Genomic DNA, 14,735 nt, shown 5'->3' with positions numbered 1-14,735 from the left:
CGCGTTCAGGGGGGATCAGCGCCCCGCGCGCATCTTAGCGACGATGTCCTGGACGCGGCCCAGCAAAGCCTGGGTGTCGAAAGTCAGAACGTTGCGATTCGACAGCAGCTGCCGCCCGCCCACCCAGACATCCGTGACATGTTCACGCCCGGCGACATAAACGAGTTGCGCGTCGGCGTGATACACGGGCTGGCACTCGATCGAGTCCAGCGCCACGGCCACGACGTCGGCCAGCTTGCCGGCCTCCAGCGTGCCCAGGTCGTTGGCGCGGCCCATTGCCTTGGCCGCGCGCACGGTGGCCATCTCCAGCGCGGTGCGCGCCGAGACGGTCAGCGGGTCGCCCGTCACGCCCTTGGCCAGCAGCGCGGCGGCGCGGATCTCGCTGAACATGTCCTGGCGGTTGTTGGACGCGGCGCCGTCGGTGCCCAGCACCGTGTTGACGCCCGCGGCCTCCAGCGCCTTCACCGGCGCGACGCCCGAGGCCAGCTTCAGGTTGGAGCTCGGGTTGTGGACCAGGTGCACGCCCTGCCGGGCGACCAGGTCGATCTCGTCCTGGTCGAGGTGGACCATGTGGACGGCGATCATCTTGGCGTTCAGCAGGCCCAGCTTGTGCAGGCGGGCCAGCGGACGAACGCCGTACTGCTTGAGGCTGCCGTCGATCTCGTCCTGCGTCTCGTGGATGTGGCAGTGGACCTGCAGGTCGTACTTCTCGGACAGCTGGCGCAGCTGGATGAAGGTCTCGTCGGAGACCGTGTACGGCGCGTGCGGCGCGCTGGTCCAGTCCAGCAGCTGCTCGCCCTTGAACTGCTCGTAGGCGGCCAGGCCCTTGTCGATGTAGTCCTGCGCGTTGGCGGCGTACCCGGTGGGGAAGTCGATCACGTTGATCGACACGCCGGCGCGGATGCCGCTGTCCACCGCCGCGCGGGCCATCGCGGTGGGGAAGAAGTACATGTCGTTGAGGTAGGTCACGCCGCCGCGGATCGCCTCGGCCGCCGACAGCAGCGAGCCCTGGTAGGTCCAGTCCTCGCTGACCCACTGGCGCTCCAGCGGCCAGATGTGGTTGTTGAGCCAGTCCATCAGCGCCAGGTCGTCCGCGACGCCGCGCAGCAGCGACATCGCCGAGTGCGTGTGCGCGTTGATCAGGCCGGGGATCAGCACGTGGTGCGGCAGCTCGACGCGCTCGGCGTCGGCATAGCGCTTGAGGGCTTCCTCGCGCGGCAGCACGGCGGCGATGCGCTCGCCCTCGATGGCCAGCGCGTGCTGTTCCAGCACCGGGCTGTCCGGGGTCATGGTGATCAGCCAGCGGGGCAACAGCAGCTTCACGGCTTGGGTCGTCATGGGGTTCTCCTCACATCCTCAAAAGATCTCGTCGAACAGCGCCAGCACGCGCGCCGCGTCGACCTCGACGCAGACCTGCTGCGCGCGGAAGCGGCTCCACGGCGTGTCCGCGCCGTGCTCGCCGCGCCAGTCCTGGATCGTCTGGCCGGTGGCGATGCCCTCGAGCACGACGCGCACCGGACCGGCGCGCAGCGTGAAGGCCTCGGGCACCAGCAGCACCGCGGCGGCGCTCGCGTCGTGCGCGTAGATGCCGCCGATGCCGTCGCGGGCGTCGTAGAACTGCTGGTAATGGCGCGTCGCCTGCCACAGCAGGTCGCCGGCGCCGTCGCCGCGGCCGCGCAGCTTCGCGAGCTCCGCCTCGCGCATGATCGCTTCCTGCGTCACGTCCAGGCCGACGACGGTCACCGGCCAGTCGGCGGTGAAGACCCGGTCGGCGGCCTCGGGGTCGGCCATGATGTTGGCCTCGGCCACCGGCGAGACGTTGCCGCCGTGCCCGCGCAACCCGAAGGCGCCGCCCATCACGACGATCTGCCGGACCTTGGCCGCGATCGACGGGTCGTGCTCGAGCGCCAGCGCCAGGTTCGTGAACGGGCCGACGGCCACCAGCGTGATCTCGCCGGGACGCTCGTTGACCAGGTCGCAGATCGCTTGATGCGCGGGCCGCGGATCGAGCGGCCGCGTCGGCGCCGGCAGGCGATCGGCGACGCCGCCGAGGCCGTCGTCGCCATGCACGTGCGCGGCGTCCTTGCGGCGGCGCTTGTCCAGCAACGGCCCCTCGGCGCCGGCCGCCACCGGCACGTCCCGGCCGAAGAGCGCGGCCAGGCCGCGCGCGTTGCGGGTGGTGGTCGCCACCGGGCCGTTGCCGAAGGCGGTCGTGATCGCCACCAGCTCGAAGCGCGGGTGGCAGGCCAGCAGCGCGAGCGCCAGCGCGTCGTCGATGCCGGGATCGGTGTCGAAGAGGACGGGAATGCGGCCCGGGGCCGTCAGGGTGCTGTCCATGGGGTACTGCGCTCCAGGGTCAGGGGTTGCCGACGGCGGAGTGTGCCGCGTTCGCGGCCCGCGCGGACAACTCCGGCAATTCCGGCAGCGGCGGCAGCTCCGAGCGGTGCGGCATGGCCTGCTGCACGCCGGAGCGGCTGACCGCCAGCGCCGCGGCCGATTGCCCCAGCGCGGCGGCGCGCGCCGGCACCAGGCCCTCGGCCAGGCCGACGGCGAGGCCGCCGACCAGCGTGTCGCCGGCGCCCACGGTGTCGACCGCGTCCACGCGCGACGCATTCAGGTGCAGCCCCTCGGGGTGTTCGTCGCACAGCAGCCAGGCGCCGGCGCCGCCGAGCGTCACCAGCACATGGCGCGGCCCCAGCGTGCGCAGGTGCGCGGCGGTGGCGCGGGCGATCGTCAACCCGTCGGCGTCGCCGGGCAGCGTCACGGCGCGGGCGAGCTGCAGCGCCTCGGTCTCGTTGACGACCAGCCAGTCGCTCAGCGCCAGCAGCGCCGCGGGCAGCGCCTGCGCCGGCGCGGCGTTGAGCACCGTGGTGACGCCGGCCTCGCGGGCGATCTCGAAGGCGCGCTGGATCGCCGGCAGCGGCACCTCCAGCTGGCCGACGACGACCTTGGCCTGGCGCAGCAGCGCCCCGCCCCGCTCGATGTCGGCATCGTCCAGGTCGGCATTGCTGCCGGGCACGACGACGATCGCGTTCTCGCCGCCCTCGCGGGCGACCATGATCACGGCCACGCCGGGCCAGGTGGCCTCGTCGCGGCGGATCGCGCCGGTGTGCACGCGTTCGACCTCGAGCGCCGTCAGCAGGTCCTGGCCGTGCTGGCGCATGCCGATGCGGCCGATCAGCGCGACCTCCGCGCCCAGCCGCGACGCGGCCACCGCCTGGTTGCCGCCCTTGCCACCGGGCGTGCCGGCGAAGGCCTCGCCGATCAGGGTCTCGCCCGGCGCGGGCAGGCGCGCGGCGTGGGCCACGAGGTCCATGTTGACGCTGCCCACCACCACCACGGTGGCCGCAGCCTTTGCTGAAGTCATGAATGCTCCGGAGACGACGGCGCCGCGGTGCTCTCGCGCAGCACGACCTGCGGCACGAGTTGCAGGTCCTTGTAGGGCGCCTGGGGATTCTCGATGCGCTCGATCAACGCGCGGCCGGCCTCCCGGCCGAGCTCGCGGATCGAGCAGCCCACGCTGGTCAGCGCGGGATAGACGTAGCTGCCGAGCTCGATCGCGTCGAAGCCCACGACCGACAGCTGGCGCGGCACGACCAGGCCGAGCTCGGCGGCGGCGCGCAGCGCGCCCATGCCCATCAGGTCGTTGCAGGTGAAGACGGCGGTCAGCTCGGGCTGGCGCGTCAGCAGCCCCTTGACCGCCTCGTAGCCGCCGGCGGTGCTGAAGTCGCTTTCGGCGAGCCATTCGGCATGCGCCACCAGGCCGCGCCGCTGCAGCGCGTTGCGCCAGCCGGCGACGCGCTCGGTGGTGACCTCGAATTCGGCCGGGCCGCTGACGCAGCCGATGCGGCGATGACCCAGCTCGAGCAGGTGGCGCACCACCTCGAAGGCGCCGAGCTGGTTGTTGACGCTGACGCGGTCCGCGCGCGCGCCGGGCACCAGGCGGTCCACCGTCACCACCGGCACGCTGGCGTGGCGGAAGGTGCCGGCCAGCGTCTCGGCATCGCCGGCCGAGCTCAGCAGCAGGCCGTCGATGCGCTTTTCCAGCAGCGTGCGCAGGTAGGACTGCTGGTGCTTGGGATCGTTGTCCGAGTTGCAGAGGAAGACCGAGTACCCGGCCTGGCGGCACCACTCCTCGGCCCCGACGACCAGTTCGGCGAAGAACGGGTTGCGCACGTTGGGCACCAGCACGCCGACGATCTTGGTCTCGCTGCGCCGCAGCGAGCGCGCCACCGCGCTGGGCAGGTAGCCGATCTCGTCGACCGCGGCCAGCACCCGCGCGCGGGCCTCCGCGCTCACCGGCCGCGTGTTGTTCAACACATGCGACACCGTGGTGAAGGACACCCCCGCCAGCGCGGCCACATCCTTGATGGTGCTCATCGGTAGATTAGGTCCCCAGGTCGTGCCAAACTGGCGGATTCAGTCAATTGCAAACGTTTGCAAAGCATACCCCAACGGTGATGCGATCGATCCCGGGGCGACCCCCGCGCATCAAATATTCAGAAGCGCCAGGACGCGTCCAGATGCGAAAAAGCCCCTGGCGCGGGGCGCAGGGGCTTTCGTGGCTCGAGCCGCCGAGGCGGCTCGACGTGCACGCCGTTCAGCGTTGGGCGATCGGCTGGACGTCGCGCTTGGTGGCGCCGACGAACAGCTGGCGCGGGCGGCCGATCTTGTACTCGGGGTCGCCGATCATTTCGTTCAGCTGGGCGATCCAGCCGACCGTGCGGGCCAGCGCGAAGATCGCGGTGAACAGCGGCACCGGGATGCCGATGGCGCGCTGCACGATGCCCGAGTAGAAGTCGACGTTCGGGTACAGCTTGCGGGCGACGAAGTATTCGTCTTCCAGCGCGATCTTCTCCAGCTCCATCGCCAGCTTGAACAGCGGGTCGTCGTGCAGGCCCAGCTCGCCCAGGACCTCGTGGCAGGTCTCGCGCATCAGCTTGGCGCGCGGGTCGTAGTTCTTGTAGACGCGGTGGCCGAAGCCCATCAGCTTGATGCCGCTGTTCTTGTCCTTGACCTGCTTGATGAACTCGCCGATCTTGGCCACGCCACCCATCTGCTGGATGTCGTTGAGCATGTTCAGGCAGGCCTCGTTGGCGCCGCCGTGGGCCGGGCCCCACAGGCAGGCGACGCCCGCGGCGATCGCGGCGAACGGGTTCGTGCCCGACGAGCCGCACAGGCGCACCGTCGAGGTCGAGGCGTTCTGCTCGTGGTCCGCGTGCAGCGTGAAGATGCGGTCCATCGCGCGCACCAGCACGTCGTTGGGCTTGTACTCCTCGCAGGGCGTGGCGAACATCATGCGCATGAAGTTGCCGGCGTACGAGAGGTCGTTCTTCGGGTACACGTAGGGCTGGCCGATCGTGTACTTGTAGGCCATCGCCACCAGCGTCGGCATCTTCGCGATCAGGCGGATCGCGGCGATCTCGCGGTGCTCGGGGTTATTGATGTCGGTGCTGTCGTGATAGAAGGCCGACAGCGCGCCCACCAGGCCGGTCATGACCGCCATCGGGTGCGCGTCGCGGCGGAAGCCGCGCAGGAAGAACTGCATCTGCTCGTTGACCATCGTGTGATGGGTCACGCGGTCGACGAACTCTTCCTTCTGCGCCGGGTTGGGCAGTTCCCCGTAGAGCAGCAGGTAGCAGGTCTCGAGGTAGTCGCAGTTCACCGCGAGCTGCTCGATCGGGTAGCCGCGGTACAGCAGCTCGCCCTTGTCGCCATCGATGTAGGTGATGGTCGAGTTGCAGGACGCGGTCGACAGGAAGCCCGGGTCGTAGGTGAACTTGCCCGTCTGGCCATACAGCTTGCGGATATCGATCACGTCCGGACCGATCGTGCCCTTGTAGAGCGGCAGATCGATGTGCGGGCTGCCATCGGAGAACGACAGGGTGGCTTTGACGTCAGACGGGGTCATGGGCATTCCTTATGACTTCGGGGGGTTCTTGTTTACTGAGGGGTCCGCAGCATCGCGAGCACCGCGTGGACGTCGGGACGGTCCAGCTCGTCGGCGGGCTCCTTGCGGGCCAGCATCAGGTCGAGCAGGTCGTTGTCCGACAGGTCCATCAGCTGCCGCAGGCCTTCCGCGTGGAACTCGGTGAGCGCGCCTTCGTGCCGCTGGAAGAACCGCTCGATGAAAAGGTCATTCTCCAGCAGACCACGGCGGCAACGCCATTTCAGTTTGGAGAGATCCCTCTCGTCGATGAGGGTGTTCGTGTCGGCGGCGTTCATGCGTGTGCGGGGGCTCGCGATGCCGGGCTCAGACGGCGCGACGCACCATCAGTTCCTTGATCTTGCCGATCGCCTTCGTCGGGTTCAGACCCTTCGGGCAGACGTCGACGCAGTTCATGATGGTGTGGCAGCGGAACAGGCGGTACGGGTCCTCGAGGTTGTCGAGGCGTTCCGCGGTGGCCTGGTCGCGGCTGTCGGCGATGAAGCGGTAGGCCTGCAGCAGCCCGGCGGGACCGACGAACTTGTCGGGGTTCCACCAGAAGCTGGGGCAGCTCGTCGAGCAGCTCGCGCACAGGATGCACTCGTACAGGCCGTTGAGCTCGTCGCGCTCCTCGGGGGACTGCAGGCGCTCCTTCTCGGGCGGCGCTTCCTCGTTCACGAGGAACGGCCGGATCGAGTTGTACTGCTTGAAGAACTGCGTCATGTCCACGATCAGGTCGCGGACGACGGGCAGGCCCGGCAGCGGCTTGAGGATGACCACGTCCGGCAGCGAGCGCAGGTTGGTCAGGCAGGCCAGGCCGTTCTTGCCGTTGATGTTCATCGCGTCGGAGCCGCAGACGCCTTCGCGGCAGGAGCGGCGGAACGACAGCGACGGATCCACCGCCTTGAGCTTGAGCAGGGCGTCCAGCAGCATGCGTTCGTTGCCGGCGAGCTCCAGCTCGATGGTCTGCATGTAGGGCTTGGCGTCCTTGTCCGGGTCGTAGCGGTAGATCTTGAAGGTGCGCTTGATCATGGTGTTCTCCGGCGGCCGATCAGAAGGTACGGACCTTCGGCGGGACGCTCTCGACGGTCAGCGGTTGCAGGTTGACCGGCTTGTAGGTCAGGCTGTTGGTCTTGGAGTGCCACAGCGTGTGCTTCATCCACTCCTTGTCGTTGCGGCCCAGCGGGAATTCCGCATCGTCCGCGCCGCGCTCGAAGTCGTTCACGGTGTGGGCGCCGCGGCATTCCTTGCGGGCGGCGGCGGACACGATCGTGGCCTGCGCGGCCTCGATCAGGTTGTCCACCTCCAGCGCCTCGACGCGCGCGGTGTTGAAGACCTTGGACTTGTCCTTCAGCGTGATGTTCTTGACCCGCTCGCGGATCGCGGCGACGGCGGTGACGCCCTCGTCGAGCAGCTTGCTGGTGCGGAACACGCCGGCGTGCGACTGCATCGCGGCGCGCAGGTCGTCGGCGACCGTCTGGGCGTACTCGCCGCCCGTGTTGGACTCCAGGCGCGCCACGCGGGCCAGGGTCTTGTCGGCGGCGTCCTTGGGCAGCGGCTTGTGCGACTTGCCCGCGGCCTTGAAGGCCTTGTGCGCCTCGACGATGTGATTGCCCGCGGCGCGGCCGAAGACCACCAGGTCCAGCAGCGAGTTGGTGCCCAGGCGGTTGGCGCCGTGCACCGACACGCAGGAGCACTCGCCCACCGCGTACAGGCCGTTGACGACGCTCTTGTTGTCGTCGCCCTTCTGGATCACGACCTGGCCGTGGACGTTGGTCGGGATGCCGCCCATCTGGTAATGGATGGTCGGCACGACGGGGATCGGTTCCTTCGTGATGTCGACGTTGGCGAAGTTGTGGCCGATCTCCAGCACCGACGGCAGGCGCTTGGCGATGGTGTCGCCGCCCAGGTGGGTCATGTCCAGCACGACGTAGTCCTTGTTGGGACCGCAGCCGCGACCTTCCTTGATCTCCTGGTCCATGCAGCGCGAGACGAAGTCGCGCGGCGCCAGGTCCTTCAGCGTCGGGGCGTAGCGCTCCATGAAGCGCTCGCCGTTGGCGTTGCGCAGGATCGCGCCCTCGCCGCGGCAGCCTTCGGTCAGCAGCACGCCCGCGCCGGCCACGCCGGTCGGGTGGAACTGCCAGAACTCCATGTCCTGCAGCGGGATGTCGGCGCGGGCGGCCATGCCCAGGCCGTCGCCGGTGTTGATGAAGGCGTTGGTCGAGGCCGCGAAGATGCGACCCGCGCCGCCGGTGGCCAGCAGCACGGTCTTGGCTTCGAGGATGTGGATCTCGCCCGTCTCCATCTCCAGCGCGGTCACGCCGACGCAGTCGCCGTCGGCGTCGCGGATCAGGTCCAGCGCCATCCACTCGACGAAGAAGTTGGTGCGGGCCTTGACGTTCTGCTGGTACAGCGTGTGCAGCAGCGCGTGGCCGGTGCGGTCAGCCGCGGCGCAGGCGCGCTGGACCGGCTTCTCGCCGTAGTTGGCGGTGTGGCCGCCGAACGGACGCTGGTAGATCGTGCCGTCCGGGTTGCGGTCGAACGGCATGCCGAAGTGCTCGAGCTCGTAGACGACCTTGGGCGCCTCACGGCACATGAACTCGATGGCGTCCTGGTCGCCCAGCCAGTCCGAGCCCTTCACGGTGTCGTAGAAGTGGTAATGCCAGTTGTCCTCGGACATGTTCCCCAGGCTGGCGCCGATGCCGCCCTGGGCGGCCACGGTGTGCGAGCGGGTGGGAAAAACCTTGGACAGCACGGCCACGTTCAGGCCGGCCAGCGACAGCTGCAGCGACGCGCGCATGCCGGAGCCGCCGGCTCCGACGATCACGACGTCAAATTTGCGCTTGGGCAGCGAGGTTCCGATTGTCATTTCTTACAGCCTCCAGAGCACTTGGATCGCCCAACCCGCGCAACCCGTCAACCACACCAGCGTGAACGTGTGCAGGAACAGCCTCACGCCCACCGGCTTCACGTAATCCATCCAGATGTCGCGCACGCCGACCCAGGCGTGGTACGCCAGGGAGACGATCAGCGCGAAGGTCAGGAACTTCATCCACTGCTTGCTGAAGATCCCGGCCCACAGGTCGTAGCCGATCGGCTGGCTGGTGAACAGCACCTGCGCGAGCAGCACGATGGTGAAGAGCGCCATCAGCAGCGCGGTGGCGCGCTGCGCCATCCAGTCGCGCAGGCCGTAATGCGCACCGGTGACGATGCGCTTGCTTCCGTAGGTTGTCATTGTTGATTTGCCTCTTGGGTCAATCGTCGGAATCCGTCCCGACCGCGCGGCCCGTGGCCGCCCGGTCGCGGCGGCATCAGTACAGGCCGAACAGCTTGGCGCCGAGCGCCAGGGTCAGCACGACGCTCAGCACGAGCGTCGCGACGGCGCTGCTCTTGCCGAATTCCTTGCTGACGCTGTGCGTCGCATCCATCCACAGGTGGCGCACGCCGGCGATGAAGTGGTGCAGGTAGCCCCAGATCAGGCCCAGCGTCGCCAGCTTCACGAACCAGGCCGGCACGAAGCCGATGCCCGAGACGAAGGCGGCGGTGAAGGTCTCGTACGAGATCTCCGACGTGAGGCTGGTGTCGAACATCCAGATCACGAACGGCAGCAGGAAGAACATCAGCAGGCCGCTGATGCGATGCAGGATCGACACGATGCCCGCCGGCGGCAGGCGGTACGCGACGATCTGCGTGACATGGATGTTGGTGTAGACCGGTCGATTCTTCTTGGTGGCTTGGGTGGCGTCCGTCATGTCCGACCTTGTAATCAATGTGAAACCCGAAGATTTTATTGCAACGCAACACCCCGGAAGGGTGTCCTGGGCGCATGTCGTTTCCATGCCGTGCCATGGAAGCGTCATCGCCACAACACGAAAGCATCAGTTCAGGTCGTTGCGATAAAAGTGGTGGGAGGTGTTGTAGAGACCGCGGCGCAACTCCACCGGCTTGTCGCCGTAGGTGAAGGAGAGCCGCTCCACGCTCAGCAGCGGACTGCCGGGCGCGACCTGCAGCAGCGCGGCGGCATCGTCGTCCGCCGCGACCGCGCGGATCTTTTCCTGCGCGCGGATCATGTGCACGCCGAATTCGGTTTCGAGCAGGCTGTAGAACGGGCCGCGATGCTCGAGCAGCCGCTCCGTCGACAGGCCCTTGAACAGCGCGCCCGGCAGCCAGATGTCGTCGAACACGACCGGATGGCCACCGCTGTGCAGCAGGCGGCGGATCTCGATGACCGGGTCGCCGGCGCGCAGCTGCATCAGCTTGGCGATCCACGCGGGCGCGCGCTGGCGCTTGCAGTCCAGCAGCTGGCGGCCGAGCGTGGCGGACGCGTCGCCGTCGGGCGTCAGCCGCAGGAAGCGGTATTGCTGCTGCTGTTCCGCGTGGGTGGCGACGAAGGTCCCCTTGCCCTGGCGGCGCACCAGCAGGTTGTCGGCGGCGAGTTCGTCGACGGCCTTGCGGACCGTGCCCTGGCTCACCCCGAAGCGGGCGGCGAGCTCCATCTCGCTGGGGATGGTCTCCCCCGCCTTCCACTCGCCGGCCTGCAGCCCCTTGAGGATCAGCCCCTTGATCTGGCGATACAGCGGGCTGAACGACGGCGCGGCCTCCGCGCGCGCCAGCTCGTTGAGCGGCGTGACGGGGTGGACCGGGGCGGCGGGGGGCGACATGGGGCGGGATTCGAGCACAAACGCCGCGCGAGCGTCCATCCTCCGCGGGGAGTCCGACGAGATTAGTCTTATATAAGACACAAGAGTGTCAGTTTCGCGCAATCGTCGTCCCGTAATTTGGGCCGCCGCTCCACACCGGTGGGCGAAGAAGACCCTTTCGCAAGCCGTGGCGCCGGCGTGCTGGCCTACACTTGCCGCCGCTGGCGCCGACCGCGCCTCCCAGATCGTTCACTCGCACTTTTCGGAGACTCTGATGAGCAAGAAACCCGTTCGCGTCGCCGTCACCGGCGCCGCCGGCCAGATCGGCTACGCCCTGCTGTTCCGCATCGCCAGCGGCGAGATGCTGGGCAAGGACCAGCCCGTGATCCTGCAGCTGCTGGAGATCCCCGACGAGAAGGCCCAGAACGCGCTCAAGGGCGTGATCATGGAGCTGGAAGACTGCGCCTTCCCGCTGCTGGCCGGCATCGAGGCCCACAGCGATCCGATGACCGCCTTCAAGGACACCGACTACGCGCTGCTGGTCGGCGCGCGTCCGCGCGGCCCGGGCATGGAGCGCTCGGACCTGCTGGCCGCCAACGCCCAGATCTTCACGGTGCAGGGCAAGGCGCTGAACGCCGTGGCCTCGCGCGACGTGCGCGTGCTGGTGGTCGGCAACCCGGCCAACACCAACGCCTACATCGCGATGAAGTCGGCCCCGGACCTGCCGGCCAAGAACTTCACCGCCATGCTGCGCCTGGACCACAACCGCGCCGCCTCGCAGATCGCCGCCAAGACCGGCAAGCCGGTCGCCGGCATCGAGAAGCTGGCCGTGTGGGGCAACCACTCGCCGACGATGTACGCCGACTACCGCTTCGCCACGATCGACGGCCAGTCGGTCAAGGCGCTGATCAACGATGAAGAGTGGAACCGCACCACCTTCCTGCCGACCGTCGGCAAGCGCGGCGCGGCGATCATCGCCGCGCGCGGCCTGTCGTCGGCCGCCTCGGCCGCCAACGCCGCGATCGACCACATGCGCGACTGGGCCCTGGGCACCAACGGCAAGTGGGTCACGATGGGCATCCCGTCGGGCGGCGAATACGGCATCCCCAAGGAAGTCATGTTCGGCTACCCGGTGACGGTCGAGAACGGCGAGTACAAGATCGTCGAAGGCCTGGAGATCGACGCCTTCTCGCAGGAGTGCATCAACAAGACGCTGAACGAACTGCTGGAAGAGCAGAACGGCGTCAAGCACCTGCTGTAAGACTCGGACCACCCCTACCGCCTTCGGCGGCCCCTCAAGGGGCGGCTCCGAGGCCTGGCAAAGCCAGATCCTCGTGCCCGGCTTGATCGGGACCCTGCTTCGCCGGTCCGTCGCTGAAGGCAGTATCGTTGGGCCGACCTTCGCAAGAGGGTCGGCCCTTCTTCATTCCAGATCTCCTCATCCCCCCTCGCATGAGCGCCCTCCTCACTCCCGCCCAGGCCCTGTTCGAAGAAGGCCAGGCCCCCGTCGTGCTGCCGGTCGTCGACCACTACTGCGGCGTCGAGGCCCGCATGATCAAGAGCCTGGAGCTGCAGGCGCGGATGGGACCGGTCTTCGACATCACGCTCGACTGCGAGGACGGCGCGCCGGTCGGCGGCGAGGCCGAGCACATGCTGCTGGTGCTGCACCTGCTCAACGGCCCGCTGAATGCGCACGGCCGCGTCGGCGTGCGGGTGCACCCGTTCCGGCATCCGGCGTTCGAGGCCGACGTCGAGGCGGTGATCGCCGGCGGCGGCGAGAAGCTGGCCTTCCTGATGATCCCCAAGCCCGAAGGCATCGAGGACCTGGGCCGCGCGATCGCCTTCATCGACGACAGCCTGAAGCGCCACGGCGTGCGCAAGCCGCTGCCGCTGCACACGCTGGTCGAGACCCACGGCGCACTGCGCGACGTGATGGCGATCGCGGCCCATCCGCGCATCGAGTCGCTGTCCTTCGGGCTGATGGATTTCGTGTCCGCGCACCGCGGCGCGATCCCGCGCTCGGCGCTGACCGTCGAGGGCCAGTTCACCCATCCGCTGGTGCGCCGCGCCAAGCTGTCGATCGCCGCCGCCGCGCACGCCCACGGCAAGACGCCGTCGCATTGCGTCGTCACCGAGTTCAAGAGCGAACGCGCGATCCAGTCCGCCGCCGAGCGCGCCGCGCGCGAGTTCGGCTACACGCGGATGTGGAGCATCCACCCGAACCAGATCCAGCCGATCGTCGATGCCTTCGCGCCCAGCGTCGCGGAGATCGACGAGGCGATCGACATCCTGCACGCGGCGCAGGCCGCGCAATGGGCGCCGATCCAGCACCGCGACATGCTGCACGACCGCGCCAGCTACCGCCTGTTCTGGCACCTGCTGCAGCGCGCCCACGCCACCGGCCAGGCGCTGCCGACGGAGGTCGAGCAGGCGTGGTTCGCACCGCGCCCGTCGCCGCTCTGAGGCGGTCTTGGGCCAGCCTTGACGCGACCCTGACGCGGCCGGGGGGCCGCCGCGCGCCACGGCCCGCGCAACCGGTGAATCCCCTAGGCCGGATCAACCGATTGACACATTAATTCGCCGCCTGGCGCCGGCAGGCAGCGGTGACAATCGCGCATCGCCGGGTTCCGGCGTTTTGCTTTTTCGGCCACCCGCACCGGCGGGTGGTTTCCCCAGGTCCTCACCCTCCACTCCGAATGCGACTGACCGCCCTCCTCCTGTCCGGCGCCGCTGCCGCCGCGCTGACACTGACCGCCGGCTTCGCCGCCGCCCAGCCCGATCCGAACGCCGCCAAGCCCGCGGCCAAGGCCCCCGCGAAGACCCCGGCGAAGAGCGCCAAGAAGCCCGCCGCCAAGACCCCGCCGCCCCCGCCCCCGCTGCCGGAAGCGAACGAGGAACAGCTGGCCGCCGCCAAGCGCGCCTACCTTGGCCTGTACGAGTGCGAGTTCAAGCAGTCGATCACCATCGAGCCCAACGCCAAGCACACCGGCTACATCGACGTGGCCTACAAGAAGGACACCTTCACGATGAAGCCGGTCCTGTCGTCCACCGGCGCCCTGCGCCTGGAAGACGTCACCGGCCGCACGCTGATGGTTCAGATCGCCAACAAGTCCATGCTGCTGGACGTGAAGGCCGGCCAGCGCATGGTCGACGAATGCGTGCACCCCGAGCAGCGCGCCGCGATCGAGGCCGCCCGCGCCTCGTCGGCCCCCGCCGGCTCCGGCCTGGGCATCGCTCCCGGCTCGAACTGAGCCCCCGCGCCATGCCGGAAGCCGCCCTCGAGGCGGCTTTTTCATTGGCGCCGCTGGATTTCATGGGCCGAAAGTACGTACAATTCATGCATACTTTCTGAGCCATACCGCCGGATGTCCGGCGGTCATGAATTCGCCAGAAGCGTCACCTAATCTCCCAGCATTGCCAGGAGCGCCCATGGAAGCCACTGTCGCCGAACGAGGTCAGATCACCCTGCCCAAGGCCGTCCGCGACGCGCTGGGCCTGACCAAGGGCACGACGCTCAAGGTCGAGCTCGACGGCGCGCGCATCATCCTGCGCAAGAACGTCGACGACGCCATCTCCCGCGCCCGCGGCCGCTTCAAGCTGCCCGAAGGCACCGCCACCGACGACGTGATGCGCGAACTGCGCGGCCGCGCGCCGGACGAGTCGTCCGAGGCCTGATCCGATGATCGCCGTCGACAGCTCCGTCCTCATCGACCTCCTGGGCGACGCGCCCGGCGCCGACGCGGCCGAGGCCGCGCTGCGCCTGGCGCTGTCCAGCGGCCCGGTGGTGCTGTGCGACGTGGTGCTGGCCGAGGTGACCGCCGGCCTCGGCCACGGTTCCGAGGTGATGGACGCGCTGGAGGAGATGGGCCTGAGCTTCCTGGCCATCGACCAGCGCGCGGCGATCCGCGCCGGCGAGATGCAACGCAAGTTCAAGCAACGGCTGGCCGACAAGGGCGCGCCCGAGGCGGCCGCGTCGATCCCCTCCGCGCGGGCGATGCCCGATTTCCTGGTCGGCGCGCACGCGATGCTGCAGTGCGACGGCCTGATCACCCGCGACCAGGGCTTCTTCCGAGACTATTTCAAGGGCCTCAAGGTCATCGTGCCCAGCGCGCCGTGACCGCCAAGACCCGCCTTCCGACCCAAGCAGAGACCACAGAAACTGGAGTTCG

The 14,735-nt window shown here is 68.7% G+C and carries 16 protein-coding genes; 5 read left to right on the top strand and 11 right to left on the bottom strand.

The window, feature by feature from the left end; genetic code table 11:
* Positions 1-15: 15 nt before the first annotated feature.
* From N5D62_RS15305 to N5D62_RS15255, 11 genes are all read right to left on the bottom strand, one after another.
* A complete protein-coding gene (locus N5D62_RS15305) occupies positions 16-1,338 on the bottom strand; it encodes a TRZ/ATZ family hydrolase (RefSeq protein WP_279758706.1) in 1,323 nt (440 codons plus the stop codon).
* A gap of 18 nt (positions 1,339-1,356) precedes the next feature.
* Positions 1,357-2,337, bottom strand: a complete 981-nt coding sequence (locus N5D62_RS15300) for a nucleoside hydrolase (RefSeq protein ID WP_279758705.1) — start codon at positions 2,335-2,337, stop codon at positions 1,357-1,359.
* Between the two features lie 19 nt (positions 2,338-2,356).
* Positions 2,357-3,367 (bottom strand): ribokinase, encoded by a 1,011-nt coding sequence (locus N5D62_RS15295; protein WP_279758704.1) that lies wholly within the window; start codon positions 3,365-3,367, stop codon positions 2,357-2,359.
* Positions 3,364-4,380, bottom strand: coding sequence for a LacI family DNA-binding transcriptional regulator (locus tag N5D62_RS15290; RefSeq protein ID WP_279758703.1), 1,017 nt, complete (start codon positions 4,378-4,380; stop codon positions 3,364-3,366). The genes N5D62_RS15295 and N5D62_RS15290 overlap by 4 nt, the downstream gene beginning before the upstream one ends.
* Before the next feature lie 220 nt (positions 4,381-4,600).
* The gene (gltA, locus tag N5D62_RS15285) at positions 4,601-5,911 is read right to left on the bottom strand and encodes a citrate synthase (protein ID WP_279758702.1); all 1,311 of its coding nucleotides are present in this window, start codon (positions 5,909-5,911) and stop codon (positions 4,601-4,603) included.
* Positions 5,912-5,943: 32 nt separating this feature from the next.
* Positions 5,944-6,225 (bottom strand): succinate dehydrogenase assembly factor 2, encoded by a 282-nt coding sequence (locus N5D62_RS15280; RefSeq protein WP_279758701.1) that lies wholly within the window; start codon positions 6,223-6,225, stop codon positions 5,944-5,946.
* A 28-nt stretch (positions 6,226-6,253) separates the two neighbouring features.
* Positions 6,254-6,958 carry a succinate dehydrogenase iron-sulfur subunit gene (locus tag N5D62_RS15275; protein ID WP_279758700.1) on the bottom strand — a complete coding sequence of 235 codons (705 nt, stop codon included), beginning with the start codon at positions 6,956-6,958 and terminating at the stop codon, positions 6,254-6,256.
* Between the two features lie 19 nt (positions 6,959-6,977).
* A complete protein-coding gene (sdhA, locus tag N5D62_RS15270) occupies positions 6,978-8,795 on the bottom strand; it encodes a succinate dehydrogenase flavoprotein subunit (RefSeq protein ID WP_279758699.1) in 1,818 nt (605 codons plus the stop codon).
* Between the two features lie 3 nt (positions 8,796-8,798).
* Positions 8,799-9,161 (bottom strand): succinate dehydrogenase, hydrophobic membrane anchor protein, encoded by a 363-nt coding sequence (gene sdhD / locus N5D62_RS15265; RefSeq protein ID WP_279758698.1) that lies wholly within the window; start codon positions 9,159-9,161, stop codon positions 8,799-8,801.
* A gap of 76 nt (positions 9,162-9,237) precedes the next feature.
* Positions 9,238-9,678 (bottom strand): succinate dehydrogenase, cytochrome b556 subunit, encoded by a 441-nt coding sequence (gene sdhC / locus N5D62_RS15260; protein WP_279758697.1) that lies wholly within the window; start codon positions 9,676-9,678, stop codon positions 9,238-9,240.
* Between the two features lie 126 nt (positions 9,679-9,804).
* Positions 9,805-10,587 (bottom strand): GntR family transcriptional regulator, encoded by a 783-nt coding sequence (locus tag N5D62_RS15255; protein ID WP_279758696.1) that lies wholly within the window; start codon positions 10,585-10,587, stop codon positions 9,805-9,807.
* Between the two features lie 253 nt (positions 10,588-10,840).
* Between N5D62_RS15255 and N5D62_RS15250 the strand changes: the two genes are divergently transcribed.
* The 5 genes from N5D62_RS15250 (at position 10,841) to N5D62_RS15230 (ending at position 14,683) form a co-directional block, all read left to right on the top strand.
* On the top strand, positions 10,841-11,827 hold the full coding sequence (locus N5D62_RS15250) for a malate dehydrogenase (protein WP_279758695.1): 987 nt from the start codon (positions 10,841-10,843) through the stop codon (positions 11,825-11,827).
* 191 nt (positions 11,828-12,018) lie between these two features.
* Positions 12,019-13,029: an aldolase/citrate lyase family protein gene (locus tag N5D62_RS15245; RefSeq protein WP_279758694.1), complete on the top strand. Its 1,011-nt coding sequence runs from the start codon at positions 12,019-12,021 to the stop codon at positions 13,027-13,029.
* 233 nt (positions 13,030-13,262) lie between these two features.
* Positions 13,263-13,817, top strand: a complete 555-nt coding sequence (locus N5D62_RS15240; protein WP_279758693.1) for a hypothetical protein — start codon at positions 13,263-13,265, stop codon at positions 13,815-13,817.
* A 178-nt stretch (positions 13,818-13,995) separates the two neighbouring features.
* Positions 13,996-14,241: an AbrB/MazE/SpoVT family DNA-binding domain-containing protein gene (locus N5D62_RS15235; RefSeq protein ID WP_279758692.1), complete on the top strand. Its 246-nt coding sequence runs from the start codon at positions 13,996-13,998 to the stop codon at positions 14,239-14,241.
* A gap of 4 nt (positions 14,242-14,245) precedes the next feature.
* Positions 14,246-14,683 carry a type II toxin-antitoxin system VapC family toxin gene (locus N5D62_RS15230; RefSeq protein WP_279758691.1) on the top strand — a complete coding sequence of 146 codons (438 nt, stop codon included), beginning with the start codon at positions 14,246-14,248 and terminating at the stop codon, positions 14,681-14,683.
* Positions 14,684-14,735 lie beyond the last annotated feature (52 nt).

The sequence above is a fragment of the Mitsuaria sp. GD03876 genome, assembly GCF_029840635.1.
In the GTDB taxonomy this organism is placed as follows: Bacteria; Pseudomonadota; Gammaproteobacteria; order Burkholderiales; family Burkholderiaceae_C; genus Roseateles.
The sequence above is the reverse complement of the archived record's forward strand: the minus strand, read 5'-3'. Positions and strand labels throughout refer to the sequence as shown.

What these genes read in the sequence shown, in the direction of transcription:
- N5D62_RS15305 (WP_279758706.1), bottom strand. Translation starts at nt 1,338, where the DNA reads ATGACGACCCAAGCCGTGAAGCTGCTGTTGCCCCGCTGGCTGATCACC.
- N5D62_RS15300 (WP_279758705.1), bottom strand. Translation starts at nt 2,337, where the DNA reads ATGGACAGCACCCTGACGGCCCCGGGCCGCATTCCCGTCCTCTTCGAC.
- N5D62_RS15295 (WP_279758704.1), bottom strand. Translation starts at nt 3,367, where the DNA reads ATGACTTCAGCAAAGGCTGCGGCCACCGTGGTGGTGGTGGGCAGCGTC.
- N5D62_RS15290 (WP_279758703.1), bottom strand. Translation starts at nt 4,380, where the DNA reads ATGAGCACCATCAAGGATGTGGCCGCGCTGGCGGGGGTGTCCTTCACC.
- gltA (WP_279758702.1), bottom strand. Translation starts at nt 5,911, where the DNA reads ATGACCCCGTCTGACGTCAAAGCCACCCTGTCGTTCTCCGATGGCAGC.
- N5D62_RS15280 (WP_279758701.1), bottom strand. Translation starts at nt 6,225, where the DNA reads ATGAACGCCGCCGACACGAACACCCTCATCGACGAGAGGGATCTCTCC.
- N5D62_RS15275 (WP_279758700.1), bottom strand. Translation starts at nt 6,958, where the DNA reads ATGATCAAGCGCACCTTCAAGATCTACCGCTACGACCCGGACAAGGAC.
- sdhA (WP_279758699.1), bottom strand. Translation starts at nt 8,795, where the DNA reads ATGACAATCGGAACCTCGCTGCCCAAGCGCAAATTTGACGTCGTGATC.
- sdhD (WP_279758698.1), bottom strand. Translation starts at nt 9,161, where the DNA reads ATGACAACCTACGGAAGCAAGCGCATCGTCACCGGTGCGCATTACGGC.
- sdhC (WP_279758697.1), bottom strand. Translation starts at nt 9,678, where the DNA reads ATGACGGACGCCACCCAAGCCACCAAGAAGAATCGACCGGTCTACACC.
- N5D62_RS15255 (WP_279758696.1), bottom strand. Translation starts at nt 10,587, where the DNA reads ATGTCGCCCCCCGCCGCCCCGGTCCACCCCGTCACGCCGCTCAACGAG.
- N5D62_RS15250 (WP_279758695.1), top strand. Translation starts at nt 10,841, where the DNA reads ATGAGCAAGAAACCCGTTCGCGTCGCCGTCACCGGCGCCGCCGGCCAG.
- N5D62_RS15245 (WP_279758694.1), top strand. Translation starts at nt 12,019, where the DNA reads ATGAGCGCCCTCCTCACTCCCGCCCAGGCCCTGTTCGAAGAAGGCCAG.
- N5D62_RS15240 (WP_279758693.1), top strand. Translation starts at nt 13,263, where the DNA reads ATGCGACTGACCGCCCTCCTCCTGTCCGGCGCCGCTGCCGCCGCGCTG.
- N5D62_RS15235 (WP_279758692.1), top strand. Translation starts at nt 13,996, where the DNA reads ATGGAAGCCACTGTCGCCGAACGAGGTCAGATCACCCTGCCCAAGGCC.
- N5D62_RS15230 (WP_279758691.1), top strand. Translation starts at nt 14,246, where the DNA reads ATGATCGCCGTCGACAGCTCCGTCCTCATCGACCTCCTGGGCGACGCG.